Source organism: uncultured Campylobacter sp., assembly GCF_938030145.1.
Classification (GTDB): domain Bacteria; phylum Campylobacterota; class Campylobacteria; order Campylobacterales; family Campylobacteraceae; genus Campylobacter_B.
The window spans coordinates 15,527-41,633 of sequence record NZ_CALHGM010000022.1 but is presented as its reverse complement, the minus strand read 5'-3'; the positions used below and the strand labels follow the sequence as shown (position 1 = coordinate 41,633).

General features: G+C 46.6%; 28 protein-coding genes. 13 read left to right on the top strand and 15 right to left on the bottom strand.

The window, feature by feature from the left end; translation table 11 throughout:
• Positions 1-388: 388 nt before the first annotated feature.
• The 9 genes from mrdA to Q0323_RS04890 form a co-directional block, all read right to left on the bottom strand.
• Complete coding sequence (mrdA, locus tag Q0323_RS04935; RefSeq protein ID WP_298052110.1) at positions 389-2,209, bottom strand: penicillin-binding protein 2; 1,821 nt, start codon at positions 2,207-2,209, stop codon at positions 389-391.
• Positions 2,206-2,694, bottom strand: coding sequence for a hypothetical protein (locus Q0323_RS04930; RefSeq protein ID WP_177389110.1), 489 nt, complete (start codon positions 2,692-2,694; stop codon positions 2,206-2,208). Before Q0323_RS04930 ends, mrdA begins: the two co-directional genes overlap by 4 nt.
• Positions 2,661-3,455 (bottom strand): GNAT family N-acetyltransferase, encoded by a 795-nt coding sequence (locus tag Q0323_RS04925; RefSeq protein WP_366939556.1) that lies wholly within the window; start codon positions 3,453-3,455, stop codon positions 2,661-2,663. Before Q0323_RS04925 ends, Q0323_RS04930 begins: the two co-directional genes overlap by 34 nt.
• Before the next feature lie 112 nt (positions 3,456-3,567).
• Positions 3,568-4,467 carry a GTP-binding protein gene (locus Q0323_RS04915; protein WP_298052108.1) on the bottom strand — a complete coding sequence of 300 codons (900 nt, stop codon included), beginning with the start codon at positions 4,465-4,467 and terminating at the stop codon, positions 3,568-3,570.
• Entirely contained in the window at positions 4,464-4,979 is a 516-nt protein-coding gene (lptA, locus tag Q0323_RS04910) for a lipopolysaccharide transport periplasmic protein LptA (RefSeq protein ID WP_298052105.1), read from the bottom strand. Before lptA ends, Q0323_RS04915 begins: the two co-directional genes overlap by 4 nt.
• The gene (lptC, locus tag Q0323_RS04905) at positions 4,943-5,476 is read right to left on the bottom strand and encodes an LPS export ABC transporter periplasmic protein LptC (protein WP_298052103.1); all 534 of its coding nucleotides are present in this window, start codon (positions 5,474-5,476) and stop codon (positions 4,943-4,945) included. Before lptC ends, lptA begins: the two co-directional genes overlap by 37 nt.
• A gap of 55 nt (positions 5,477-5,531) precedes the next feature.
• Positions 5,532-6,020, bottom strand: a complete 489-nt coding sequence (locus tag Q0323_RS04900; RefSeq protein WP_298052100.1) for an HAD family hydrolase — start codon at positions 6,018-6,020, stop codon at positions 5,532-5,534.
• 86 nt (positions 6,021-6,106) lie between these two features.
• On the bottom strand, positions 6,107-7,054 hold the full coding sequence (locus Q0323_RS04895) for a substrate-binding domain-containing protein (protein WP_298052097.1): 948 nt from the start codon (positions 7,052-7,054) through the stop codon (positions 6,107-6,109).
• Between the two features lies 1 nt (position 7,055).
• Positions 7,056-7,193 carry a hypothetical protein gene (locus Q0323_RS04890; protein ID WP_005869117.1) on the bottom strand — a complete coding sequence of 46 codons (138 nt, stop codon included), beginning with the start codon at positions 7,191-7,193 and terminating at the stop codon, positions 7,056-7,058.
• Between the two features lie 72 nt (positions 7,194-7,265).
• On the opposite strand from Q0323_RS04890, the gene Q0323_RS04885 reads away from it, so the two are divergent.
• A complete protein-coding gene (locus Q0323_RS04885) occupies positions 7,266-7,664 on the top strand; it encodes a hypothetical protein (RefSeq protein ID WP_298052095.1) in 399 nt (132 codons plus the stop codon).
• A gap of 205 nt (positions 7,665-7,869) precedes the next feature.
• On the opposite strand, the gene hisB is transcribed toward Q0323_RS04885, so the two are convergent.
• Complete coding sequence (gene hisB, locus Q0323_RS04880; RefSeq protein ID WP_298052092.1) at positions 7,870-8,448, bottom strand: imidazoleglycerol-phosphate dehydratase HisB; 579 nt, start codon at positions 8,446-8,448, stop codon at positions 7,870-7,872.
• 48 nt (positions 8,449-8,496) lie between these two features.
• Positions 8,497-10,470, bottom strand: a complete 1,974-nt coding sequence (gene dsbD / locus Q0323_RS04875) for a protein-disulfide reductase DsbD (RefSeq protein WP_298052089.1) — start codon at positions 10,468-10,470, stop codon at positions 8,497-8,499.
• A 108-nt stretch (positions 10,471-10,578) separates the two neighbouring features.
• On the opposite strand from dsbD, the gene ppk2 reads away from it, so the two are divergent.
• The 3 genes from ppk2 to Q0323_RS04860 all read left to right on the top strand — a co-directional run bounded on the left by ppk2 (position 10,579) and on the right by Q0323_RS04860 (position 12,513).
• The gene (ppk2, locus tag Q0323_RS04870; RefSeq protein WP_297879905.1) at positions 10,579-11,481 is read left to right on the top strand and encodes a polyphosphate kinase 2; all 903 of its coding nucleotides are present in this window, start codon (positions 10,579-10,581) and stop codon (positions 11,479-11,481) included.
• A 650-nt stretch (positions 11,482-12,131) separates the two neighbouring features.
• Positions 12,132-12,377: a helix-turn-helix transcriptional regulator gene (locus Q0323_RS04865; protein ID WP_040303199.1), complete on the top strand. Its 246-nt coding sequence runs from the start codon at positions 12,132-12,134 to the stop codon at positions 12,375-12,377.
• A gap of 1 nt (position 12,378) precedes the next feature.
• Complete coding sequence (locus Q0323_RS04860; RefSeq protein ID WP_298052087.1) at positions 12,379-12,513, top strand: hypothetical protein; 135 nt, start codon at positions 12,379-12,381, stop codon at positions 12,511-12,513.
• Between the two features lie 959 nt (positions 12,514-13,472).
• Here the strand turns inward: Q0323_RS04860 and Q0323_RS04855 are convergent.
• Positions 13,473-16,082 (bottom strand): AAA family ATPase, encoded by a 2,610-nt coding sequence (locus Q0323_RS04855; protein WP_298052085.1) that lies wholly within the window; start codon positions 16,080-16,082, stop codon positions 13,473-13,475.
• Positions 16,083-16,298: 216 nt separating this feature from the next.
• Here Q0323_RS04855 and Q0323_RS04850 point away from each other — a divergent pair, with 216 nt between their 5' ends.
• The 8 genes from Q0323_RS04850 to Q0323_RS04815 all read left to right on the top strand — a co-directional run bounded on the left by Q0323_RS04850 (position 16,299) and on the right by Q0323_RS04815 (position 22,642).
• Positions 16,299-17,597 (top strand): S41 family peptidase, encoded by a 1,299-nt coding sequence (locus Q0323_RS04850; RefSeq protein WP_298052112.1) that lies wholly within the window; start codon positions 16,299-16,301, stop codon positions 17,595-17,597.
• A 10-nt stretch (positions 17,598-17,607) separates the two neighbouring features.
• Entirely contained in the window at positions 17,608-18,327 is a 720-nt protein-coding gene (purC, locus tag Q0323_RS04845) for a phosphoribosylaminoimidazolesuccinocarboxamide synthase (protein WP_297896375.1), read from the top strand.
• Positions 18,328-18,330: 3 nt separating this feature from the next.
• Entirely contained in the window at positions 18,331-18,567 is a 237-nt protein-coding gene (purS, locus tag Q0323_RS04840) for a phosphoribosylformylglycinamidine synthase subunit PurS (protein WP_298052083.1), read from the top strand.
• Positions 18,564-19,229: a phosphoribosylformylglycinamidine synthase I gene (gene purQ / locus Q0323_RS04835; protein ID WP_298052080.1), complete on the top strand. Its 666-nt coding sequence runs from the start codon at positions 18,564-18,566 to the stop codon at positions 19,227-19,229. Before purS ends, purQ begins: the two co-directional genes overlap by 4 nt.
• Complete coding sequence (locus tag Q0323_RS04830; protein ID WP_295152901.1) at positions 19,223-20,515, top strand: SH3 domain-containing protein; 1,293 nt, start codon at positions 19,223-19,225, stop codon at positions 20,513-20,515. Before purQ ends, Q0323_RS04830 begins: the two co-directional genes overlap by 7 nt.
• Positions 20,496-21,182, top strand: a complete 687-nt coding sequence (locus Q0323_RS04825; protein WP_298052078.1) for a 1-acyl-sn-glycerol-3-phosphate acyltransferase — start codon at positions 20,496-20,498, stop codon at positions 21,180-21,182. Before Q0323_RS04830 ends, Q0323_RS04825 begins: the two co-directional genes overlap by 20 nt.
• A gap of 476 nt (positions 21,183-21,658) precedes the next feature.
• On the top strand, positions 21,659-22,144 hold the full coding sequence (locus Q0323_RS04820; protein WP_298052075.1) for a hypothetical protein: 486 nt from the start codon (positions 21,659-21,661) through the stop codon (positions 22,142-22,144).
• A gap of 15 nt (positions 22,145-22,159) precedes the next feature.
• Entirely contained in the window at positions 22,160-22,642 is a 483-nt protein-coding gene (locus Q0323_RS04815) for a hypothetical protein (protein ID WP_298052074.1), read from the top strand.
• Positions 22,643-22,806: 164 nt separating this feature from the next.
• Here the strand turns inward: Q0323_RS04815 and Q0323_RS04810 are convergent, their stop codons facing one another.
• Positions 22,807-23,841 (bottom strand): hypothetical protein, encoded by a 1,035-nt coding sequence (locus Q0323_RS04810; RefSeq protein WP_298052072.1) that lies wholly within the window; start codon positions 23,839-23,841, stop codon positions 22,807-22,809.
• A 106-nt stretch (positions 23,842-23,947) separates the two neighbouring features.
• On the opposite strand from Q0323_RS04810, the gene truD reads away from it, so the two are divergent.
• A complete protein-coding gene (truD, locus tag Q0323_RS04805; RefSeq protein ID WP_298052069.1) occupies positions 23,948-25,060 on the top strand; it encodes a tRNA pseudouridine(13) synthase TruD in 1,113 nt (370 codons plus the stop codon).
• 412 nt (positions 25,061-25,472) lie between these two features.
• Here the strand turns inward: truD and Q0323_RS04800 are convergent, their stop codons facing one another.
• The gene (locus tag Q0323_RS04800; RefSeq protein ID WP_298052067.1) at positions 25,473-25,838 is read right to left on the bottom strand and encodes a hypothetical protein; all 366 of its coding nucleotides are present in this window, start codon (positions 25,836-25,838) and stop codon (positions 25,473-25,475) included.
• Positions 25,801-26,079, bottom strand: a complete 279-nt coding sequence (locus Q0323_RS04795; RefSeq protein WP_298052066.1) for a hypothetical protein — start codon at positions 26,077-26,079, stop codon at positions 25,801-25,803. Before Q0323_RS04795 ends, Q0323_RS04800 begins: the two co-directional genes overlap by 38 nt.
• Positions 26,080-26,107 lie beyond the last annotated feature (28 nt).

Genomic DNA, 26,107 nt, shown 5'->3' with positions numbered 1-26,107 from the left:
GATTTATAATATCATATTTCTTAATATCCTCTTTAGAAATATATTCTGCTACAAACGCCATTCTCTCCTCCTTAAAATTTAATTCTCGGATTATACTACGATATATTTATATCTGCCTATGCGCTAATATATAATGTATTTAAAATTTAAAATCGCTTTGCCCTACCCAATTTCAAGGTCTTTTGCTACTCTAAATTTTAAAATTTAAAGTCTGCAAAGGACGGGTAAAATTCTAAATTTCAAAGCCTCTGTGCTACGCTAAATTTTAAAATTTAAAGCAGGCAAAGGCTAAATAAAATTCTATCTCCTCCGGGCTGCATAAAATTTTAAAATTTAAAGCAAGCAAAGGACGAGCAGAATTCTAAAATTTTATAATTTTAAATTCCGCCTATTTCGTTTTCTTTGCGCTGTCTTTGATAGTCGTTGCGTTGGCGTCGATGTAGCCCATCTGGACGAGCTTTTCGTAGATTTGCATTATTACGGGACCCGCCGCGCTTCCGCCGCCGCCGCCGTGTTCTACGAGCACTGTTACGGCGTATTGCGGCTTGTCGTAAGGACCAAAGCTCGTCATCCAGGCGTGCGAGCGGTGGAAGTAGTCCATATCGGCCTCTTTCATTCGCTTTTTGGCGGTCTGAGAGATGCCCACGACCTGCGCGGTGCCCGTCTTGACCGCTAGAGGCACTACTGCGGTATGGATGAGCTTGTAGGCGGTGCCTCCGTCTGGGTTGTTGCCGACCTCATACATCCCGCGCCTCACGAGGGGCAGCTGCGCCTTTTCTTTCGGAGTGAAAAGCTCGGTGGGGGTAAATTCCACCGGCTTGCCGTCGATGCTTTTTAAAAAATGCGGCGTGATAGCCTTGCCCGAGGCGATCTGCGCGGTGTTTTTCGCCACCTGCATAGGGGTGACGAGCACGTCGCCCTGGCCGATCGAGGCATTGACCGTCTCGCCCTGATACCACGCGCGCTTAAATTTCTGCATTTTCCAGGCCTTATTAGGCATCGTGCCTACAAACTCATTGGGTAGATCGACGCCTGTTTTACTACCAAACCCCAGACGCTGCAGATACGCGGACATGTAGTCGATCCCCACTAGCAGCGAGCCTTCGTAAAAATACACGTCGCAGCTGCCTTTAATCGCCTCTACTAGGCTCACGCGGCCATGACCCCAGCTCTTCCAGCAGCGAAATTTTCGCCCTCCAAGCTCTATCGCGCCGCTGCAAAACACGCTCCAGTTTTCGTTGATCTTGCCGCTGTTTAAAAAGCTCATCCCCACTGCCATCTTGATTACAGAGCCCGGCGGATAGAGGCCGTTTACGAGCTTATTCGTAAAAGGATGGCGCGGATCTTTTATCAGCTCGTCCCACTGCGCCTGTGAAATTCCGCCCACGAAGGTGTTTAGATCGTACTCGGGGAAGCTGCCCGCCGCGATGATAGCGCCGTCGCGCAGATCCATCACGATCGCTACGCCGTCTTTATCTTTAAAAATTTCCTCGAGGTATTTTTGCAACTCAAGATCAATGGTAAGCGAAATTTCACTGCTGCTGGGCTCTTGCATCGAAATCTCCTCTACGACCTGATTTAGCGCCGTAACCTTCGTCTTGCGCTCGCCCTTGCTGCCCTGCAAAAGCTCGTTATAATACCCCTCGACGCCGCTTCTGCCGTTGTATCCGGTAAGCGCGCTTAGGGGGTTGTTTTGAATATCTTTTTTATTGGCGCGGCCGACGTAGCCGATGATGTGCGAAGCAAGCGCGCCGTAAGGATAGAAGCGCTGCGAAGCGGGCGAAATTTTAATATTTTCGTGCAGGCTCAAGCTCGCGAAATGCTGTATCGTGGCGTTGTAGTCCAAAAACGGCACGACTTCGATAAAGTCTTGATTATAAGCGGAATTCGCGTCCTTGTAGCTCTTGCTCATCGCGGTGACATTGAGATCTTTGAAGTAGCGCGAGATATTATTTAGCTCGCTTTGCAGCGCGGCGTCTTTTAGATGCGGCGCGATGGATAGCGAAAAGCCGAGATTGTTTATCGCGAGCGGGCGGCCTTTGGCGTCTAAAATTTGACCGCGCACCGGCGGGATATATTCGGTAGAGATGACGTTATTTTTAGCGACCTGCTCGTAGAATTCGTTCGATTTGATCGAAAGATAATAAATTCTAACCAAAAGCATGCTAAAAAATAGTATCACGAAAGCAAATACGAACTTCAGCCTCATACCAACCGCCCCTTAAAAAAGAGCAGAGCAAGCAAAATTTCAATCACGATGTAATTTAAATACTCGCCGCTTAGGGGCAGATACTCGCTCTTTTTGATCGCCGAGATCGCGTTGCTCACCACAAAGACCAAAACATAGCTAATCATCACGTAAAAGCAGATCAAAAAATTTCTAAATTTAATATATTTAAATGAGTTTTCATAGACCACGAAATAAAATATACAATACGCGATAGCCACGCTAAATAGGTTAAATCCGTGGATCTGCTCGGCGCAAAATAGATAAAAAATAGAGAAAAACCAGGTAAAGCCGAACTTTTTAAATTTAACGTCGTTTTCATATTTTTGCACCACCATCGCCGTGAAAAAAAATCCGATCAGCGGCGGCAGTCCCCTATACACCGCACTTAGAAGCAGGTAAAAAAGAACTCCCGCGCTAAAAAGCGTATCCGCTATAACGTATAGATAAGTGCGATTTCGTTGCATACCGGAAACTTTTTGCATTTAATACAATCGGCCCAAATTTTTTGCGCGGGCAGCTCGTCCTTTGGGATTTCGGTAAACCCCAGCCGCTCGAAAAATTCCTTTTGATAGGTGAGCGTAAATACGCTTCTTAGCCCGTAAAATTTCGCTTCACCGAGCAGCTCATTTACGATAGCTCTGGCAATGCCGCGCCTGCGAAACTGCGGAGCGACGATGAGCGAGCGCACCTCGGCAAGATCTGCGTTAAAAATTTTAAGCGAAGCAAAGCCCGCTAAAATTTCGGCTTCTTTTAAGCACTGCGATTCGTGGGGCTGCGAACGTTCGGTCTGAGAAACGCCCGCGCTTTGTGAATATTCGCTCCGTAAAATTTGCTCTTTACCAGCTTGCGCTTCGCTTTGCGGCGTAGCTCGTTGCGGCGCAAAATTACTCGCGGCATTTTCGGCGGAATTTTCAGAAGTAATTTCGGCAAAATTTTCTGCGGAGCTTTGGATTAAATTTAAATCCGAATTGCGCGCTAAATTTGAATTGGAATTCCTGGCTAAATTTAAATCGGAATTTTCTTTAGAATCAAAACTCAAATTTTCCTTGGAATCAAAACTCGTATCCGCCTTAGAATCGCAGCCGAACGCCAGCACGTATGAGCGGATATTTGATGCGATCTCATCGCTTTCAAGCGGCAAGATCACGCCGTTTTGCACCTCCTCTTTTACGAGCTCCTGCATACGCGAAATGTCGCAAAGGCGCGCCTTTTTTAGCCGTATCATCTAAAATTTTCCCTAATCTTTGCGCGATCTTGGCGGCGCATTTTATATCCTCTAAATTTAATTATTTTGAAATTCTGCGCCGCAAAATTTAACGTATTTAAATTTAGAAATTTCATAATCCAAACGCCCTGCGCACGATGATTTCGCGTGCTTTTTGCAGCCCGCTGCCCTTTAGCGTAGAGACCAAAACCGCCTGCGGATCGTACCTTAAAAGCTTTGCACGCTCGCTTTGGTTGAGCTTGTCGGCTTTGGTGTAGAGCCTCACGACCTTTTGATCGCCGCGCAGAAAACTAGCGAGATAGTTTTGCAAATTTTTATCTATCGCAAGATCAAACTGCCTCGCGTCGATGAGATGGACGAAAAGCTTGATATTTAGGCGCTCTTTGATAAATTCGTCGAGATTTTTTTGCCAGATATAATGCAGTTTTTTAGAAACCTTAGCGTATCCAAACCCCGGCAGATCCACGAAGATCAAAGAGATATTTTCCCCCAAGCTCGCAAGATCGGAAAAAGCGGGGTTGCCCGCTAAGCTTAGCGCGGATCTGCCTGTAAAATTTAATTCAGAGCTTTGCACGGAATTTGACGCGAGACCTGCCGCAAGATCCACCTCGCGATCCGATCCAAAATCCGCCGAAACGCTTTTTAAATTTAAAATAGCATCCTGCTTTAAATTTAGCTCAGACACCATAACATTCGCGTGATCCCGCGCGCAATTCGCACCCGAGCTTAAAGCCTCTTTGCTTGCTAGATCAGGCGATGTTTCATTTTGCGAGCCGTCCGAGTCTGCGGCAAGCTTTTGTTTAAATTTAACCTCGAAAAAATTTATCAGCTGCGTTTTGCCCGGCGTCGAGCTTGATTTGGCTAGATTTTTGCGCCCGGTAAGCGCGTTTATTAGGCTGCTTTTACCGACGTTGGAACGCCCCAAAAACGCCACTTCGCTCATCGCAAATTCGGGCGCGCCCGCGATATTTGCGGCGGAGGTGATAAACTGCGCGCTGCTAGGATAGATCATTTGTTTTGATCTTCGACCTGAAATATCAGACGCACGGGCTTTTTCTCGCCGCCGCCGCTCTTTACTTCGTAGGTGCCCTTTTGGCGATTTACGATGATCTTATCGCCGTAAACCTCCTTTTTGGTCTCGGCTTCGTGCAGATAGGCGTTGTTTTCAAGCGTGTAAGCCTCGATAGTCGGATCATAGGTCAGCACGCCGCCTTTGCCATCGTAATGCTTTTGATTAAGTAAAATTTTAAAATTTGCGTTTCCCGTCGCGACGTATTTGGTAGGCTGGCGCTTGGCGTCGAAGTAGATCGTCACTTTGTCGGAATTTAGCGTATCGTAAGCGCCCTTTTTGATGCGGACGTTGCCCGTCAGCACGCTGATCTGCTTGATCTCGTCGGCAAAAAAATTATCCGCCGTGACTTCGACCTGCTCCTGCGCGGCGCTAAGAGTAGTCGCGCCAAAGCCCGCAATTAGCGCGGCTGAAAGTATTAGTTCGTGGAGTTTTGATCTTTTATTAAATACCATGCGTGGATTCCTTTTGAGTTTGTTTGTTTGGTTTTAGTATCGTAGCTGATGCTTGCACCCGTGATGCGATCGCCGCCTTGGCGCAGCACGTACGGCACGTCGGAGCGGACGATCTTGCTGCTCGTATCGTAGATGATCTCCTGCGCCGTGTAATCAAAGCCGTCCGTGTTGATATAATGCGCGTCGCCGGTAAATTTTATCAGCTCGCCGGCACGCGTCGCAGTCTTTGAAACCAAAGTGTGATTTAGATCCGCGCTAATCTCCTCGGCTTTAAAATTTACAAACTCGTCGCGATCCTTATAGCGCGTGCCGCTATCTGCGGTAAATTTAGCATCCACGCGCTCGCCGATCTGATAATCTACGATCTTTTTCATCTCCATATTCGCAATGCTTAGATCCTGCCTAAACATATCGCTAAAATACGGCGTCTGCACGCTTAGAAACACCATCGCGACGCAAAAGATCGCAATCGCGACGTAGAAAATTTTTATCACCATCGCTCGGCTCCTTTTGATCTGCGCAGAATTTTGCCCCTCGCGCGCGCTTGCGAAACTACAGCCATTTGCTATTCCACTCTTCGCGCATACCGTTTTTATCGACGAGTATTTCGATCATCTCGCGCACTGCGCCGCAGCCGCCGTTTTTGCTTAGCGCGACGTCCGCTTTTAGCGTGCTTAGCGCATCGGCGGGCTTGAAGCTGATAGCGACCGCATTTAAAAGCTTCGCGTCGTTTATATCATCGCCGATCGCGGCAGCTTCCTCAAAGCTTATGTTAAAATTTTTTAAAATTTGCTCCGCCCTTGCGCGTTTGTCTTTTTCGCCTTGAAAGAGCGTATCGATCTTTAGCTCTCGCGCGCGGTTCGCGACGATTTGCGAGCTTTTGCCGGTGATGATCGCGACCTTTAACCCCAGCCGCTGCCACTCCTGGATGCCAAACCCGTCTTTTACGTTAAATTTCTTCATCTCTTCGCCGCCGTTTGAATGGTACAGCCCGCCGTCGCTAAGGCAGCCGTCTACGTCTAAAAATATGATCTTTATCACTTCGTTTTCCGTTTTTTGAAATTTTGTGATTTTAACGAAATTTGGCTGAATTTTTGGCAAACGCCGTATAAATTTAAGCTGCGATCTTAGCCCTTAATCGGCACGTAGCCGCTATTTTCGATGATGCTTTGCCCCTGCGGCGAAAGGATCCAATCTATCAAGATGCGAATATTTTCGTTTTTGTTATTTTCATCGTAAACCGCGTAAATTTCGGCTACGAGCAGGTATTTGCGGCTAGCGATATTTTCTTTGTTCGGATACGCGCCGTTTAGGCTAAGCATCTTCACGCCGTCGTTTTGCACGATCCCCTCGACATAATAGCGAAACGAAAAGCCGATTGCGCTGCCGAAAAAGCCTGTGATCTTGCGCTTAGGCTGCGTCTTGCCCATAAATTTCAAAAACGCGCTCTGGCTGCCGCTACCTGCGTTTCGCTGCACGGCATCTATTCGCATGCGCTCGCCGCCGAGCTGCGACCAATCGTCAAACTCCCCAGAATAGATCCCCCGCACCTGATCCACGGTTAAATTAGATACTTTGTTATTCGAATTTACGATAAAGACGAACGCCTCCAGCCCGATCGGCACGAAGCGCAAGTTTGCCCCCTTTTCGCGCGCATAATCAAGCTGCTGCTTCGAAGGGGCTGCGACGAAAATAAGATCCGCCTCGCCGTCGCTTATGGCCTTGTACGCGCCGCGGGTATTGCTAAATTTAAGCCTGCTAGCACTCGTGAAATTTTGCCCGTCAAATTCCACGCTTTCCTTAGGATAGCTCGCCGCGACGAATGCCGAAAAGACGGGATACAAAGCCGCTGCTCCGTCGATTATCGGCAGATCGCCGCTAAGTTTTAAGCTAGAGCTAACCCGCACGATCTGCGAGCCCTGCTCAAACGGCAGAAATTTATGCAGCTCGATCGATTTGGCCTGCATCTCGGCGCTGCTTTGATTTACGTATCGCTTCACGACGAGGCGGTAAAACGCAAAATCGAAAGCCGCTAAGATAAACACCAGAAAAATGGCGATAATTGCACGCTTCATCTTAGTTTCCGTTTGCGATATATGAGATGATCGAGCATTTGCTCTGCAGATACAGCGCCGCTGCGACTAGCGCACAAACGCTAATCGCCCAAGCCGTAAATATTACGGCGATCGTTTTTTGAAAAATTTCATCGCTCATTTTGTGCCTCACATATGCGAAAGAGCGCTGTTAAGCAGCCATAAAAAGCCCATTAAGGCGGCTGAAAAGATTATGAATAAAAACGCAGAGAGAATCAGGAGATTTCTAATCTTTCTGCGCTGCTCGGGCGCGCTTTTAGCGGATTTAATAAATTTTATTAAATACACGATGAGGAAAATAAACGAAATTATCGGCAGCGCGATCAAAACCGAGATCGAGATGAACAGATCCGGCAGCCACTCAAAATATACCAGCGGAGCGAAAGTACACAAAAACGCAACCACCGAAATAATTAGAAATTTTTTATCTCTTTTATGGCGCTCCGACTCGTTTTTTGATCTGATAAATTTAATCAAACACGCGATGAGCCAAACAAAGCAGATCAAAAACAGCACATTTAAAATCTCCATAAGCGATCCGAAAATATTCATTTTTACCTTTAAATTTTTAATGTACAAAGCGGCATTTTAGCGCGCCGATTAAATTTACACGCCCGTCAAGCAAGAGCGCAAGCGCAAATGCGCCTAGAGCAAACTCTTAATAAAGCGGCGATCCTCGCCCGAGCAAAGACGGAATTTCGCGGATTTTAAGCGAGCGCGAGAGTAAAATTTCAAACGCCGATAAAATTTCAAAACCGCGAATTGCTAATTTTGCTAAATTTAGCGCGCATTTACCGCTATAAAACGCCCTTAGTGCTAGGCACGCCAGCACGCTCGTTGATACTTATCGCGCGACGGAATGCGACGGCAAACGCCTTAAACGCGGCCTCTGCAACGTGGTGCAGATTTTCGCCGCGGATCTGGCATAGATGCAGCGTTAAATTTGCATTGAAAGCCAGAGCGCGGAAAAACTCCTCCACGAGCTCAGCGTCGAATTCGCCGATCTTACCGCGCTTTAGGCTCGGGCAATCAAATACCAAAAACGCGCGGTTGGAAAAATCAAGCGCGGCGTTTACGGCGGCTTCGTCCATCACGACGACGCTATCGCCGAAGCGCTCGATGTTTTGCGCGGGATAGATCGCCTCTTTGATCGCGCTTCCGAGCACGATGCCGCAGTCCTCGACGCTGTGGTGAAAATCGACCTGCAAATCGCCCTCGCAGCGCAGGTTCAGATCGATCCACGCGTGCTTGGCAAACGCGCTAAGCATATGATCAAAAAAACCGATGCCCGTTTGTATCTGCGCCGCGCCGCGCCCGTAAAGCTCAAGCTCAAGCTCGATTTTGGTCTCTTTCGTAGCCCTATTTTTGCTTATCATCGCGCAATCCTTAAAACTAAATTTTGTTTGAAATCTATCTAAATTTCACTAAATTTCGGTTAAAATTTCGGCCAGCTTTTCGGAATTTACGCTGCCGATCTGGCGCAGGTTCGCAATCTCGGCGCCCTCTTTAAAAAACAGAATCGTAGGCGGACCGAATACGTTGAAATGCGCTTTTATCGCTCTATTTTGCTCGCTATCTTCGCTAAGATCGATCTTTAAAAGGCTAAATTTATCAAGAGCGCCCGTAAGAGCGGGATCTGCGAACGCTCGCTCGCTCTGCTCGCAATTTTTACACCAGCTAGCCCAAAAATCGACTATCACGGGCTTTTTGGAATTTTCTATTTCGCCACGCAGCTGCGCCAGATCGCGCACAAACGAAAAATGCGCGCCGCTTAAATTTTTAGCGCGAGAAATTTCGCCTGCTTGCAAACTCTCGCCGCCGGGGCCACCGCTGGAATATCTCGTGCTTTGCGGGATTAGATTACCAAGCGGCCTGGAAAAATCTTTCGCACCGCTGGCAAAGCCCGCAAGCAGCAGCGCCGAATATAGCGCGATTACAAGGGCCAAAGCGCGCTTGATCCCGCTCGCGCCGCCGTCAAACAGCCCCAAAAATCCTGCGAAAATCGCGCCTAAAACCGCGTAAATCAGCAGGCTTAAATTTTCGCCGATGAGCGTGCGCGAAATCCACACCGCTGTAAAAAGCAGCAAAAAGCCGAAAATTTTAGGTACCGCCTCCATCCAAGCTCCGGGTCTAGGCAGTGCGCCGCCGAGCCCCACCACAAGCAGTAGCGCGCCGCTTCCGAGCCCCAGCGCAAAAAGAGCCGCCGCGCCCAGCAGAACGTCGCCGCTGCTCGCGATGTAAACGAGCGCGCCCGCAAGCGGAGCGGAGATGCACGGCGATACGACGAGCGCCGAGATAAGCCCCATCGAAAAAACTCCGATCAAGCCGCCAGCATTTTCGCTTTTGCTATTTAAGAAGCTTTGAAAGCGCGCAGGCAAGCGGATCTCGTAAAATCCAAACATCGAAAACGCGAGCGCGGCGAATATGAGCGAGGTTAGGATCAGCGCGGGAGGAGTTTGCAGCAGGCCCTGTAAATTTTGCCCGAAAACCGCCACGAAAGCCCCTAAAATCGCATACGAGTTCGCCATCCCGAAAATATACGCGAGGCTTACGGCGAGGCTTTTTTTCGCGCTCGGCTTCGAGGAGGTTTTTGCCACTATGATCGACGAGAGGATCGGGATGAGCGGATAGACGCAAGGGCTTAGCGAGAGCAGCACGCCATAGCCGAAAAACAGCGAGATCGCCGCGATGAAGCTCTTGCCGCTAAGAACGTTTAAAATTTTATCCTGTTCGGAGATGGGATTTGCGCCGCGAGAAGTTTTTTGCGCGGAGGTTTCGTTGGAATTTACCGCAGCGCTTTCTGCCGAGCTTGCCGCGGAATTTCCCGTCGCGTGCGAGTTTGCCTCAGAATTTGCCGCGGCGCCCGAAGCTGCGGCATTGCTTTTAAAATTTACAGTCCCGCTTTGTGCGCTGTATGCGGTAGAAATCTGCGCGGAATTTACGCCGCTTCGGTATTTTTTCAGCTCGGAGTTTGAAATTTTACTGATCTGATAGCCCTCCACCACGCGCTTGAAGCTAAAGCCGAACTGCTGCGGCTGGTAGCAAAAGCCCGATTTCGTGCAGCCCAGGAAATCACCGCTAAGCACGAAATCATCGCTGTCTGCAGCATTTGCAAGCACGAGGCCCAAAGGCACGGCGATGCTAAATTTGCCCTCGTAAATTTTATAATCCTTGTATTCGGTCGCGGCGGGCAGATTTATTAAATTCGTCACCTCCGCGCCGCCAATGAAAATTTTTATCTCGTTTTGATAGAGATAGACCCCGTCCGCGATATCAAAGCTTAGCGTTACGCTATCGCTTTGCGCCGTCGCGTTAAGCTTGAACGCATCGGAGGGTTTCAGGGGCTCGGCGCCTAAACCTAAAAGAAAAAGCGCTGCCAAAATAAGTGATCTGATCAAATTTTATCCTTTGAAATTTTTTCCTACATTCTAACGTAATAAGTATGAATTTATAGTGTAATATAAAGAACTTTTTTGTAAAATTCCTCAAAATTTTTAGGAGGCGATATGAGCAAAGAGATCAAAACCGAAACAGGCGAAATAGCACTGAAAGAGATAGAATTTAAAAGCTCAAAGTACGAAAAAATCTCGTTCAAAGACTACGAAACGCTGCTTGAAAGATATCAGATCGAGCTTTTGAAGCTGCAAAAATTCGTAAAAGAAAAAGGCTTAAAAATTTTGATTTTGATGGAGGGGCGCGACGCGGCGGGCAAAGGCGGCACGATCAAGCGTTTAACCGAGCATCTAAATCCACGCGGATGCCGCATCGTAGCGCTCGAAAAGCCGAGCAACGTCGAAAAGACGCAGTGGTACTTCCAGCGATACGTCGCGCACCTACCCAGCGGCGGCGAGATCACGATATTTGACCGCAGCTGGTACAACCGCGCGATGGTTGAGCCGGTGATGGGCTTTTGCACGCACGCCGAGCACAAAGATTTCCTGCGCCAAGTGCCTAAATTTGAGGAGCTTTTGGTAAGTGCGGGGATAATTTTGTTTAAATTTTACTTCTCAGTCTCCAAAGAGGAGCAAAAAAGGCGCTTTGAATCGCGCCGTACCGATCCGCTGAAGCAATATAAACTCTCGCCGGTGGATGCGAGATCGCAGGAGCTGTGGAATCAATACACGCTCGCAAAATACTCGATGCTGCTCGCTTCAAATACCGAGTTTGCGCCGTGGACGATCCTAGATAGCAACGACAAAAAGATCGCGCGGCTAAACGCCTTCCGCTGCATCCTCTCACGCATAGACTATCCTGAAAAGATCGATGCAAAGGAGCTTGCAGTGGATCCGAACCTCGTGCGAAACGGCGCCAGGGAGATAGTGCTAATGGAGGACAGCCAAAAAAGCGAGGCTTGGCGCAAGCTGGAAAGCCCCTCCCGCAAGAACAAGAAGGATAAGAAAAAGGGTTGAATCTTGCCAATGGAGATTACTCGCTAAGAATTGCTAGGGAGACTTTACTTGCCAGGAATTGCCTCATTAGGAATTTATTTCCTAATATATAGAAATGCATTGGATTTTACAGCTTTTCATTTAAGATCTTTAGCGGGATTCCATCCCGCTGGGAATTGAAACTGCTTTTTGTGAGGCGGTAGCCGATCTCGCCGAAGGGTAGAATTCCATCCCGTTGGGAATTGAAACGCTCAAGCGGAAGAGATTGTGAAGAACTGCGAGACGTAGAATTCCATCCCGTTGGGAATTGAAACGCTCTTTGTGCCGGCAGATATGGCTCGGCATAGGGTAAAATTACATCTTGTTTGTAATTGCTACCAGAACCGATCAAAAAAATCAAATCCCGAAAGCTTCGATATGTAAAATTTCATTCTATCCCGGTTTAAAATTTAATGTGCCGTTCTATAAGATGCCTGTTTGTGCAAGCCGGTTCATCTTTACGGCATAATATGCAAAATTTTATAAAATTTTATGTTTATTTTATGCAGTATTCTGTATAATTCACACGTATAAACGAAGTGTTTTGCTATTTTTACTTATGAATAACACGATTTTTATTAATTTTATACGATTTTATGTATAATTAACGAATAAAATTGTATAATTTTCATATGTTAGAAACGAGCGATATATTCAACATTTTGCACAATGCCGTCGAAGCTAAAAACAACGGCAAAAAGATCTCGCATGCCGCGATGGCGCAGAGGTTAGGCGTGTCGATGCGGACGTATCAGGACTGGCGCTTGGGCACGACCAAGCCGCAAGCCGCGACCGCGATATGCCAGATGTTGTGCGAGCTCGATAGCGACGACGCTGCGTTTGTGCTGCATAAGATAAAAAAACTTATAGGAGAGTAGAGTGCAAAACATTACTTTGCAAGAAAAGCTGGATCTGCAGGGTGTCTTTCGCGTGATTTATGAGAAAAAAGAGTCGAAATTCGCGATTTTTTATAAGACGGTTTTGAAGAAATTTTTTAAAAATTTTAAAAAATAATTGGTGGAGGCATTTATTTATTATACTTTATGTGGCAAAGGTGGTAGTATCCATTAAATTTAGATGATTTTTCCTTTTTATGACGACCACGCCGATATTCTTTGTTTTGCAGTTTCAGAGGATGCTACCAAATTCTGCTTTATAAAATTTTTTCCATCTTTCTGCCTCTTTGGCATCATCTAAATTTAATTTTAAATTCTATACTTTGGCACATGATCTTAAATTTGTAGCGTAAATTTAATTAAAATTAATGCAGAATTCCTTCTTTAACCTAGCTTTTAAGATCCATAGCGTACATTTTTATAAATATTTTGAATTGCTATTAAATGAGTTGTATTTAAATCTATTTATATTGCGGCAAATATACAGTTCGTTAAAATTTTAATTTGTGAGTAACTCCAAAATTTCATTCGTAACCTATATTTAATATATTTGGTGGCAAATTGAAACCGAATGAAATTTCGCATAAGTGCCCCATGCTGTATCCTATCCCAGCCACAACTAATCTTTTTAAATTTTATAGCGAGATGAGAATTCTATCCATTTCCGCCGTAAAAGTTGCATCGCGTAGATCCGTTTTGATTTAAATAAGATGAATTCTGCCGCCTACGCAAATCGTGCAATAAGCCCATTTAGGCGTTTCAATTCCCAAAGGATAGAATTATTCCACATTCCTGCGGGACGCTATAAAATGCAGTGGCAGAAGTTTCAATTCCAAACGGGATGGAATTCTACAATAGAGGGTAGGTTACAAATTCCCACCAAAAGAGGTTTCAATTCCCAACGGGATGGAATTCTACTATGCGCCGATCCTATCATGGCGCAAAATACCAAGTTTCAATTCCCAAGGAGATAGATTATTCGCCCAATTTATATTAATAAAGTATTTTAGATTTACCTCGCCAAATTTGTTCCACCAAAGCGCGGAATTTACCCAGCAGGATAAATTCCGCCGAATTTTACTTCACTCTCTTTATCTCTATTTCGCCGTCACGCGCACCGATTTCGATCCGATCGCCGGTTTTGATCTCGTCGCTTAGGATCATATCGGCGATCTTATCCTCCACTAGATCGTAAAGCGCCCTGCGCAGCGGCCTTGCGCCGTATTCGATATCAAAGCCCGCCGAGGCGATGAGCTTTTTGGCATCTTCGCTCAAGCTTGCGCCAATGCCGCGGTTTGCGAGTGTTTTTTGCAGGCTCTTAAACATAATGCCCACGATTTTTATAAGATCGTCCTCGCTTAGGGCGTTGAAGATCACGATGTCGTCCAAGCGGTTGATAAATTCGGGCTTGAAATAATTTTTCAGCTCGCCCTTTATTGCCTCCTCTCGCTCTGCAAGCGCGACCTCGCGCGGCTTGTCTGCATTTTTGGCGTCAAGCTCCATAATCTTAGCCGAGCCGATATTGCTCGTTAGGATGATGATCGTGTTTTTAAAATCGACCGTAACGCCCTTATTATCGGTCGCGCGTCCGTCGTCTAAAATTCCAAGCAGGATGTTAAAAACGTCCTTGTGTGCCTTTTCGATCTCATCAAAAAGCAGCACGGAGTAGGGCTTTCTGCGCACCGCTTCGGTAAGCTGTCCGCCCTCGTCGTAGCCCACATATCCTGGAGGCGCGCCGAGCAGGCGGCTGACGCTGTGTTTTTCCATATATTCGCTCATATCAAAGCGGATCATCGCTCGCTCGTCGTCGAATAAAAATCTAGCTAAGCTCTTTGCGCTTTCGGTCTTGCCGACGCCGGTAGGGCCCAAAAACAAAAAGCTTCCGATCGGGCGGTTTTCATTCACGAGCCCCGCTTTGTTGCGCTTGACGGCGCGAGCGATGGCGTGTAGCGCCTCGTCCTGCCCCACGACGCTCTCTTTTAGATGCTCCTCGATGTGAAGGAATTTCTCCTTTTCGGAGGAGAGCATTTTACTTACCGAGATGCCCGTCCATTTGCTTAAAATTTCGGCCACGCTCTCCTCGTCCACGCGGTTTCTCAAAAGCACGCCGTTTTCTTTCATCACGTCCCATTTCGCCTCAAGCTCCTTAACCTTCGCCTGCGCGGCGGGGATCTTGCCGTATTCGATCTCGGCAGCCTTGCTAAGATCGCCGTTGCGTCTTGCTAGGCTAGCTTCGTTTTTAAGGCTATCGATTGCTTTTTTCGCCTCGCTGATGCCGCCGAATACGGACTTTTCGTTTTCAAATTTAGCCTGAAGCGCGTTTTTCTGCTCGGTTAAATTTTCGATCTCTTTGTCGATTTGCGCGAGCCGCTCGTCGTTTTTGCCGTCATCCTCCATCTTAAGGGCTTCCTTTTCGACCTGAAGTGTGAGGATGTCGCGCTTAGCCTTGGCAAGCTCGTTGGGCTCGCTTTCGATCTGCATTTTAAGCTCCGCCGCCGCTTCGTCAATGAGATCGATCGCCTTATCCGGCAGAAATCTATCGCTGATGTAGCGGTCGCTTAGCCTTGCAGCCGCCACAAGCGCGCTATCGGTGATGGTGACGTTGTGATGCACCTCTAGCCGCTCTTTTATGCCGCGCAAGATCGCCGTAGCCTCGCTCACGCTAGGCTCCGCGACCGTCACGGGCTGGAAGCGGCGCTGAAGCGCAGCGTCTTTTTCAAAATACTTTCGGTACTCTTTCAGCGTCGTAGCGCCGATCGCATGTAGCTCGCCGCGCGCAAGGGCGGGCTTTAGGATGTTTGCGGCATCCATCGAGCCTTCGCTTGCGCCCGCGCCTACGATGGTGTGAATTTCATCGATGAAAAGCACGACGTTTGCGGCTTTTACGACCTCGTTTATGACGGCTTTGAGTCTATCTTCAAACTCGCCGCGGTACTTTGCGCCCGCGATCAGCGCACTCATATCAAGCGCGATGACGCGTTTGTTTTGCAGGCTGAGCGGTACCTCTTTTTTGGCGATCAGTTGTGCAAGACCCTCGACGACCGCGGTTTTTCCAACGCCCGGCTCGCCGAGTAGGATGGGGTTGTTTTTCGTCTTGCGGATTAAAATTTGCATCATTCGCGAAATAACCTCGTCGCGACCGATTACCGGATCAAGCTCGCCCGCGATTGCCTTGGCGGTGAGATCGACGCCGAATTTACTAAGCGCTTCAAGCGTCTCGTCGGCGGTTTGCGAATCGATGCTTTTACCGCCGCGAAGCGCCTCTAGCTCCTTTTTGATCTCGCTAAGATCTGCAAATTTAGACAGAATTTTCTTTAGCGGATCAGCGTTTAAATTTGCGATCAGCCAGGTATCTACGGCGATAAATTTATCGCCCGAGCTCGTCATCAGCCCTTTTGCGAGCTCTAGGGAGTTCATCAGCTCGCGCGAGATTCGCACGTTTTCCTTCGTGACATTTGAGCTCGTAGGCAAATTTGAAATTTCGCTTTTGATCTCAAGCTCGACCGCGGTTTTTTCGATGCTAAATTTATTAAAAATTTGATTTAGCACCGAGCCGCTGTCGGCTACCAAAGCCCAGAGCATGTGCAATACGCCCACTTCGCTATTTTTGGAATGGATCGCCAAAGAAACGCTGCTTTCGAGCAAAGAGCGCATTTTATCGGTTAAAATTTCAATAGTTTCATTCATAAATTTTCTCCTAAAGTTGAAGTTGATTGCATTATATAACTTTAGTGTCTTTATGTCAAGGTTTTTTAGTGAGATTTTAAAATTTTCGCTTTAAATTTATCTGTAAACGCGCAAATTTCGTATGAAATTTACCTTATTTTTAGCCAATTTTCTATAAAATTCACTCCATTTTACTTTCAAGGATAAACTTTGCGACAAAAACACCTCTTTTTCGGCTTGGGATTCATATTTTCTCTATTTTTAGGCGTTAGTTTTTTTACCGGAAATTTACAAGCCAGAGAGGTCAACGCGACCAAAAAGCCAGACAGCGAAAAAACGCGTCTGGAGGCGCTAGCTAAGCTTACCAAAACACTTGCGATCGTCGAAAACAATTATGTCGATGAGATGACATTCTCGGAGCTTGTGGACAAGACGATCTCGGGGCTTATGAATAACCTCGACGCGCACTCAAGCTATATGGACGAAAAGGCGTTTAACGACACGAAAGTCCAGACCGAGGGCGAGTTCGGTGGGCTTGGAATTCAAGTGGGTATGAAAGACGGCGCTCTAACCGTCATCTCGCCTATCGAGGGCACTCCTGCCGACAAGAAAGGCATTCAGGCCAACGACGTGATATTGCGTATCGACGGCAATGCGACCTTCGGCATTACGATCGACGATGCGGTCTCGAAGATGCGCGGCAAGCCGAAAACCAAAATCACTCTAACGATTGTACGCAAAGGCGTTAGCAAGCCTTTCGACGTCGAGATCATACGCGACATAATCAAAGTGGAATCGGTTTATGCCAAGATGATCGAGGATGATAAAATTTTATATCTGCGCGTTACGAATTTCGATCAGCACGTAGTTTCAGACGCGAGCAAATTTATAAAAGAGCACAGAGACGCCAAGGGTATTATTTTGGATCTGCGAAACAACCCGGGCGGGCTTTTGGATCAAGCGATCGGACTTGTGAATTTATTCGTCGGCAAAGGTCTTATTGTCTCTCAAAAAGGGCGCGCGAAAAACGAAACTGAAGCGCATAACGCCGATCCTAAAAAGAAGATCACCGATCTGCCGCTCGTGGTTTTGGTTAATGGCGGCAGCGCAAGCGCAAGCGAGATCGTAAGCGGCTCGCTTCAGGATCTAAAGCGCGCTGTGTTGGTCGGTGAAAAAACTTTTGGCAAGGGAAGCGTGCAGGTGATCCTCCCGATCGAGGATAAAGAAGCCTTGCGACTAACCATAGCGCGTTACTATCTATCAAGCGGCCGCACTATCCAAGCGGTGGGCGTGACGCCTGATCTCATAGTGGCGCCGGGCAAGGTGCCGAGCCGTGACGAGGATGAATTCTCGTTAAAAGAAGCTGATCTTAAAAAGCACCTAAAAAGCGAGCTTGCTAAGGTTGAGACCGATAAAAAAGAGAAAAAAGACGAGCAGAAAAAGGATGAGAAAAATTTCATAACAGCAGAGCAGATTAATAATGATATCCAGTTAAAAACCGCAATAGACGCGATAAAAATTCTAAACATCAAGTAAGGAGAGTGTGATGCAAGCTACCAAAAAAGAGCTTATCTACGAAGGCAAGGGCAAAAAGATGTGGTCGGTTAACGAAAGTGACGACCTTTTAATCTCGGAATTTAAAGATTCGCTGACGGCGTTTAACGGCGTCAAAAAAGCCGAAGAGAGCGGCAAAGGCGCGCTGAATTGCAAAATTTCGACGCTGATTTTTGATCTGCTTAAAAAGCACGGCATCGCCACCGCGCTTGTTGAGACGATCAGTCCGACCGAGCAGCTCGTAAAAAAATGCAAGATTTTCCCTCTTGAGATCATCGCTCGCAATATTGCCACCGGCTCGCTTACAAAGCGCCTAGGCATCAAAGAGGGCACGAAGCTTCCGTTTGCTCTGGTAGAGTTTTGCTACAAAGACGACGAGCTGGGCGATCCGATCCTAAACGACGAGCATTGCTTGCTGCTTGGCGCCGTAAAGAGCCAAAGCGAGCTTGACGAGCTCAAAAAGATCGCACGCAAGATCAATGAAATCTTGATTAAATTTTTCGACGAGCGAAATTTGAAGCTCGTGGATTTCAAAATCGAGCTTGGCAGGGATAAGGACGGCAATATTCTACTTGCAGACGAGATCAGCCCCGATAGCTGCCGCTTTTGGGATAAACAGACCGACAAAAAGCTCGATAAGGACGTATTTAGACAGGATCTCGGTAGCGTAAAAGTGGCCTACGAAGAGGTCTTGCGTAGAATTTTAGGATAAGCGATGAAGGTAATCGTAAACGTAAGGCTTAAGCAGGGCGTGCTCGATCCGCAGGGCAAGGCGGTTTTGCACGCCCTTGCTGCGCTTGGATTTAGCGGCGTGCGAGATGTGCGCGTAGCCAAACAGATCGTACTTGAGCTAGATGGCGAGGATAGGGATAAAATTTATGCCGATGTCGCTAGGATGTGCGATGAAATTTTGGCAAACACCATCATCGAAGACTACGAGATCGTGATATGAAGGTAGCGATCGTCAATTTCCCAGGCACCAACTGCGAGCGCGACAGCAAATACGCCTTTGATAAGCTTGGTTGCGAAACGCAGATAATCTGGCATAAAGAAATCGACATAAATGCCGATCTGATCGTGCTTCCCGGCGGCTTTAGCCACGGAGATTATCTGCGGACGGCTGCTATTGCCAAATTTAGCCCGGTGATGAAGGCGGTTCTCGCTCATGCTGCGCGCGGCGGCTATATCTTAGGCATCTGTAATGGCTTTCAGATGCTTTTGGAGCTAGGCTTGCTCGCAGGCGCGATGAATAAAAATATAAATTTAAGCTTTATCTCAAAATTTCACAATTTGCGCGTCGTTTCAAACGATAATAAATTTCTGCACTGTTGCGATAAGGGCGAAATTTTAAATATCCCGATCGCGCATGGCGAGGGAAACTATTATGCGTCTGCGGATACGCTGAAATCGCTATACGACGAGGACTGTGTGCTTTTGAAATACTGCGATGCAAAAGGCGCGGATCTAAATCCAAACGGCTCAGTGGACGCAATCGCCGGGATTTGCGATAAAAACAAAAAGATTTTCGGCCTGATGCCGCATCCTGAGCGCGCGATAGAGCCTATTTTAGGCGGCACAGACGGAGAGAAAATGCTAAAAGGCTTAATTTGCTAAAAAAAATTCTTACTATTTTAGGTGTCTGCACGCTTGCGTTTGCTGCGCCGGAGATTGAGATCGATTCGCTTGATGATCTAAGTAAATACGCACCGAAAAAAGCTGAGGATAAGCCCGACGAGCCGCAGACGCGCGATAATTCCAAGGTGATGCTGAAGTATAATAAAAAAGAGGTTATGTCGATGGATAATCTAAGCATCGACGATCTTAAGGCTTTGGCGCCTACTAACGAAGTCGATCTTGATGTATCCGACGATAAGGTCTATCAGGACATTAAGCCTAAGGAGCTTACGCTAAAAGCCAGCGGGATGCCTAGGAAGGTGTATTGCAATCAAATTTTTAAGATTGATTTCGCCGTATATTTGGGGCAGAAAATCACCGTTAAGCCAAAGCTAGAGATCAGCCGCACCAACGGTATGAAGTGGCTTAATGCCGACAATCTTACGTGGATTGAGGGCGACGAGATGTTTGAGACGACGCTGTGGTTTGCGGCAAGCGATAAGAGCGATAAGATAAATGAGCTCGTTTTGACGCTGCAGCGTAACGGAGAATTTTTTGAAAAAAGCTCTATCAAACCTGATAATCCGGAATTTATGAAGCTTGATACGAAGCCTAATTTTTCGCATATCGTAGCCGACGAGTTGAAACTTAAAAACTACAAAACTACAAAATTTGACGACGCTTCAAATTTACTCACGCTTGATCTTGGTATCCGAAACGGCGCAATCAGCGCTTTTAGTATCGATAATCCAGCCATTATCAAGCAGGGTGTGGATTCCGTACGCGGCACATACGCAAGTCAGAGTGGATATTATTTCGCCGTCGTGGATAAAAATATCACAAATTTAGACTTCAGCTATTTCAATCTTAATACTAAAAAATTTGAAAATTTCGGTCTTGAGCTTAATCCGCGCGCCGAGGATCTTAGCACGCAGATCGGGCTAAATCCGAAAGAGAGCAAGTTCGAAGCCTATAAGCAGATCGCGATCTACACGCTAGCTGCTGTGCTTTTGGTGATGTTTCTGCTTAGTAAAAATATCACGCCGCTTATCTTTGCGGTGCTGATTTTGGCGGTAAATTTCTATGCGCAAAGGCCTTACGGCACGGGCAGTATCGCGCAAAATTCCCCGGTTAGAATTTTGCCTATGCAAAGCTCCACCGTGTTTTACGTGACTAAAAATCCCGAAAAGGTTGAAATTTTAGGCACTAATAAGGAATTTTATAAAATCATGCTGGGCGGCAACAAGATCGGCTGGGTTAAAAAAGATGAGCTTAGCAAGGATTAGAGCGCTATTTTACGCGATTTGGTTTATTTTTACCGTCGTTTGCGTCGTGATCGCCATGGCGGTGAAAAACTCCTCTCATCGCCGCTTTCGCCGCATTTGGGGGCGCTTCCAGCGCTACGGCATTGGATACGATATCCAGATCATAGGTACCCCCGATCCGCGCGCGCAGCTAGTAATCGCCAACCACCAAAGCATAATGGATATCGTCGTGCTCGAAGAAACCCATCCTGCCGATATCTGTTGGATCGCTAAAAAGGAGATCGCAGACATCCCTATTATTGGCAAAATCATCACTCTTCCGAAGATGATCCAAGTCGATCGCTCAAATCCGCGCGATCTGGTGCGGATCGTGCACGAAGTGCAGCAGCGCGTGAGCGAAGGGCGCGTCATCACGATGTTTCCCGAGGGTACCAGACATCGCGGCACGCAGCTTTTGCAATTCCAAAGCGGCGCCAAAGCGATCGTTAGCAAGCTTGGTCTGCGCGTCCAGCCCGTGGTGCTTATCGGCACGCAGCACATCGCAAACTCTCACGATTTCACCGTCCACAGCGGACACATCAAAATCATCTACCTAGACCTGCTCGACACGAGCGATAAAGATTGGCTGCAGCACGCCAGAGACACGATGCAAGCCGTAATCGACGAAAACGAAACCGCCGAAGCGTAGGCAGAATTCATAAATTTATCGATGAAATTTAAACGCGACTTTTGTTAGTTCGCGCGATTTCTGCGCGACGGCGCGTTTATTTGCGCTTTGATTTGCGGCGTGGAATTTTAAAATTTCGTCCGTTTGCGTAGATGACAGAATTTATAAAATTTTATCTCGCACAAGCCCGCGCGATTTTTGGCGGCCGCAAATGGAATTTAGCGGCGGATTGTGGAGTTTTCATACGCGGTACGTGCGCGGCGAACGGCTAAATTTTAAAATTTCATCTAAGCGGCAGGCGGCGAGTTATCGGCGAGAGACCCGCAAGAAAACAGCGCCTGTATAAAAGCGAAATTTTAAAATTTGCGCGGCGCGGCAAGATAAAATTTAGCGTATATTTAGCCATTTGCGCAAATGGCTAAACGATTTGTCGCAAGAGCAAAGGCGGCGGCAACCCGCAAGCAGTCTTAAAATTTTAAATTCTTAAGGAGGAGAGAGTGGCGTTTGTTACAGAGGAAATTTCAAAAGAGGATATCGAGAAATACGATTTGCTAAAACCGTGCAATGAGATATGTGGAAAATATCATCAGGGTGAGCTTGATTGGGTAGATTTAAATTCGAGAGATTGGTGCATAGATCGAGATAGGGGTATTTGGCTTTTTGTAGTGCGTAGTATTATTATTGGGGATCCAAGAGATATGAATTATAGCGGCGAAGTTATATGGATCTTGCACTACAAGGGTAAAGATATAGAAATCGATCTGAGGAATATACATAATGAATATACCGGTAAAAAAGATACGGATAATCCGTTTATACTAATATATGAACTGGAATCTATAAGAAGCGATCTTGGGGATATAACAAAGCAGGAGATTGTAGATATTTTAAAAGAAATTTTAAATGAGTTTAAGGGAGGAGACGTTATAACGTATTTTATCCCTAAAGAGAATATTCAAGTAATTTTCAGATCTAAAATTTAAAGAAAAGGAGATAAGGTGGCGTTTGTTACAGAGCGTATTTCAAAAGAGGATATTGAAAAATATAGTTTATTGGAAACGATAAACAAAATACGCAAAAAATATGATGATGATGAAATTAGTCTATGGTTCCTAGAAAGATTAGATTGGTGTATAGACCGAGAAAATAACACTTGGCTAATTCGTATATTGCATGATCATTTAAGAGATATAGGAGATTATGCCTTAACTAAAACGATATGGTTATTGCATTATAAAAGTAACGATATAGAGCTGGACTTGAGGCGGATTTTTAATGATGAAACGATTGGCGATCCGCATAGAATTATTTATGAGCTTCACGATATAAAAACAGATGCCGAGAATACAACCAGCGATGAAATTATAGATATTTTGAGAAAAATTTTAAACATATATGGCGGTGGCGGAGTTGGACTAGAAAATTTTACTTTAAAAGAGAAATTAAAGGTAAGCTTTAATAGTCAATTTATAGCAAAGTAAGAATACGAGCCACAAGGCAAAACAAGCAAATACCGAATTAAAGAAATAGTAGATGATTAAACCGCCTGCGATTAAGAAAACTATTTGCTTTATGCCGATCATCAATATACAGTCGATTTAAAATTTTACCGTCGTAATAGGATAAATTTTAAAACCTCGTCCGCTTAAATCAGCGTCGGCTTTAACTTGCGTGCCGAAAAGTCGGGCCTCTCGCCGCGAGCTAGAGCGATGAGCTCATCCGTCGCGATTAGATAAAAGCCCGCGAGACCTCTGCCGAAAAGCCTTTGGATTTCATCGCTTCTGCCGTCTAAAAAATCAAGCGCAAGCTTGGAATTCAGTAGCAAAAAATCGCTTCCGCTATCAAACGCGTCAAATAAAATTTCGCCCCCCAGCCGCAGCGCGCACTCCCGTTCGCGCTCATATATCTGCGCTCCAAGCGGCGCGCCTTCGCAGCCAAAGTGCACGATCTGCGCGCCCAGCCTGCTAGCCAGCTCCTCCGCAGCCTCGTCGTACCACACGGCGACGTTAAAGCCGCTAAAATTGTGCTTCGCGCCCGCTGCGTCAAATTCCGCCATGCTCTGCGCGCTTAAAATTTTATTGCTGCGCGCGGGCTCGTATTTTAAAATATCGCAAAACGCCCTGTATGCCGCGCGGTCGTCAAACTCCATCCCCACGGCGTCGCACTTCGTAAAATACGCCATCTGCGGCTCGATGATCTCTAAAACCCTCATACGCTCGCTCGGGTGCGTCTGCATCAGGCGGTGCGCGAAGATAAAGGCGCTGTTGCCCAAGAACTCCTGCGAGCATGCGGGGATTTTCGTCGAGTAAAAATAAGGCGCGAGGCTTTTGTAAAACTCGAAATCAGCAGCGTCCGCGATGCTCTCGAAAGCTTTAAATTTATCCAAAAACGCCCTCGGCTCGCAGCGCAGATCTTTAATCGACTCTTTTTCGCTAAGAGGGGCTATGATTAGCTCGCTTCCAAAGTGCGCTATCAGCGTATCTAGCGGCTCTTTTACGCTTACCGCGGTGCCGCCGATTTTTACAAATTCCACCCCCTGTGCGCTAAAATAGGGATCGTGCGCGTAGATGTCGTCAAGCAGCGCCGCAAGATCGGCAAAGGGCGCGCTTTCATAAACATAGGGTTTGAAGTAGCTTGTGACGTCGCAGCGAGGATCGAAGCGAAAGAGCCTGATTAGCATTTTTCATCCTTTTTTTATGGCGAATGATACTAGAATTTGCCTTAATAATGAGTTTTTTAGGCTCAATTTTATAAAATTGAGCCTTAGATTAACGCAAAGGCCGGCTATGAAAAATTTATACACCCTAAATCACGCGCCGATAAATGCGCATTTTAGTAAAAACTCCAGCGATTTCGTCGTGCGCGAAGTGCCGCTTTACGAGCCTAGTGGTGAAGGCGAGCACTGCATTTTGCTGCTGCAAAAAAAGGGCATCAGCACGCACGAGGCGTTGCGGATTTTAAGCGAGTGCACGGGTGCAAAGATGCGCGAGTTCGGCTACGCGGGGCTTAAGGACAAGCAGGGGCTTACGACGCAGCACGTTAGCATGCCTGCTAAATTTGAGCCTGCGCTGGGCGGATTTTCGCACGAGAGCCTTAAAATTTTAAGCGTGCAAAGGCACAAAAACAAGCTTAAAATCGGACATCTAAAGGGCAACGACTTTTTCATCCGCCTAAAAAAGGTCCTGCCACCCGACGCCGTCAAGCTCACAGCCGCGCTAGATACGCTAGAGCGCGAGGGCTTTGCGAACTACTTCGGCTATCAGCGCTTCGGCAAGTTCGGCGACAACGCAGCTCAGGGCGAGGAGGTGCTGCGCGGACAGAGGCGGCTTAAAAACCCAAAAATGCGCGACTTTCTAATCAGCGCCTATCAGAGCGAGCTTTTCAATCGCTGGCTTAGCGAGCGGGTCGAAATTTCAAAATTTGCCGCGGAATTTAGCCTTGGAGAGTTTGCTAAAATTTATGGGCTAAGCAAGGAGGAGGCGCGCGAGATCGTGGCTCAGCCGCAGTTTTTTAAGCTGCTAAGAGGCGAGATTTTAGGACATTTTCCGCACGGCGTGTTTTTTAGCTGCGACGATCTGGGCGCGGAGTGCGAGCGGTTTGCGAGGCGAGAAATCACGAGCGCAGGCCTTATCGCGGGGCGAGCGAAGCTGCGAGCTAGCGGGCTTGGCGGCAGATTTGAAGATGAGATTTTCGCGCCTGCTCGCGAGCTTGAGGCGCAAATGAACGGCTCGCGCAGGTTTGCGTGGAGCTTTATGGAGCGCGTGCAGCACGCCTACGATGTGCAAAATGCGCATTTTAGCTTCAGTTTTTACCTGCCGAAAGGCTCTTACGCGACGGTCGTTTTGGAAGAAATTTTGCACCGAAATGTATTCGAAGGCGCCGCGACGGACGAGGATTGAGCTGCATCGCGCCGCAGGGTAAGACTCGTGCCGCACCACGTCAAATCGCGGCCGCGGAGTAGGGCTCACGCCGCACTTGCGCTACGACGCGCCGCACTGCGTCGCGAATTAGGGCTCGCGCGTCCCATGTCACGCCCACGTCAAATCACGCCATATCGCGCGGAATTTTACGGAATTTCAAAACCAGCTACGTGGGTTTAAATTTGCGCGGTAGATAAAATTTTATGAAATTTCGTGAAATTTCATCGTAGGAAGCGCGCCGTTTTGCCTAAGCCATAGAATTTAAAATTTTATTCTGCTCGGCCGTAGGTAAAATTTGCTAAATTTCACCTTTTTATAGTTGTCCAAATTTATTTTCGTCAATAACCAGCAAAATATTATTAAGCTTAAAATCGCTTAAGTCTTTTATCTACTATCGCTCGTTTACCATATTTTCAAAAAAATTATTCTCTTCCCAAAAGTAGCATTCTAACATTTTTAAAATTCCATTTTCCAAAAGAACCATTGCTCCTCCAATGTTTTCATTAGAAAGCGTTAAATTTACATTGCCGATAAAACCGTTGTTTTTGCTTTTTTCTAATATTTTTTTACACTTGAAATGGCAATAATATCCGGCTGTCGAAACCTCTCTTTTTGTAATTTTTGAATTTTTAAACTGCTCATAAAGCGCATAATCGCTTAAATCATCACTTATTAGCTTAATAATTTCAGCTTCGATATTTGCAATATCCGTAAAATTATCAAGGGATAAACATCGTTCCGATTTTTGGTTTTCCATTTTTTATAACTCCACGTACAGTAATTTCATAGCCTTTAATATTGACTTTATGACCATTAGTAAAATTATTTGGCAACTTACTATTTGCCATATCTTTTTCAAGTTTTTTAATTATAGCATTATAAGCTTGTTGTTGATTATTTTCAAATTTATTTAAAAAATCATCTAATTTATGCTCTTTTTTGTTAAAGATGTGATTTAATTTATTAGCTTCTTTATCGTCGTCATCCTCCAGCGGCAATGGTGCAGGGCCGGGAGTTTATACTTGC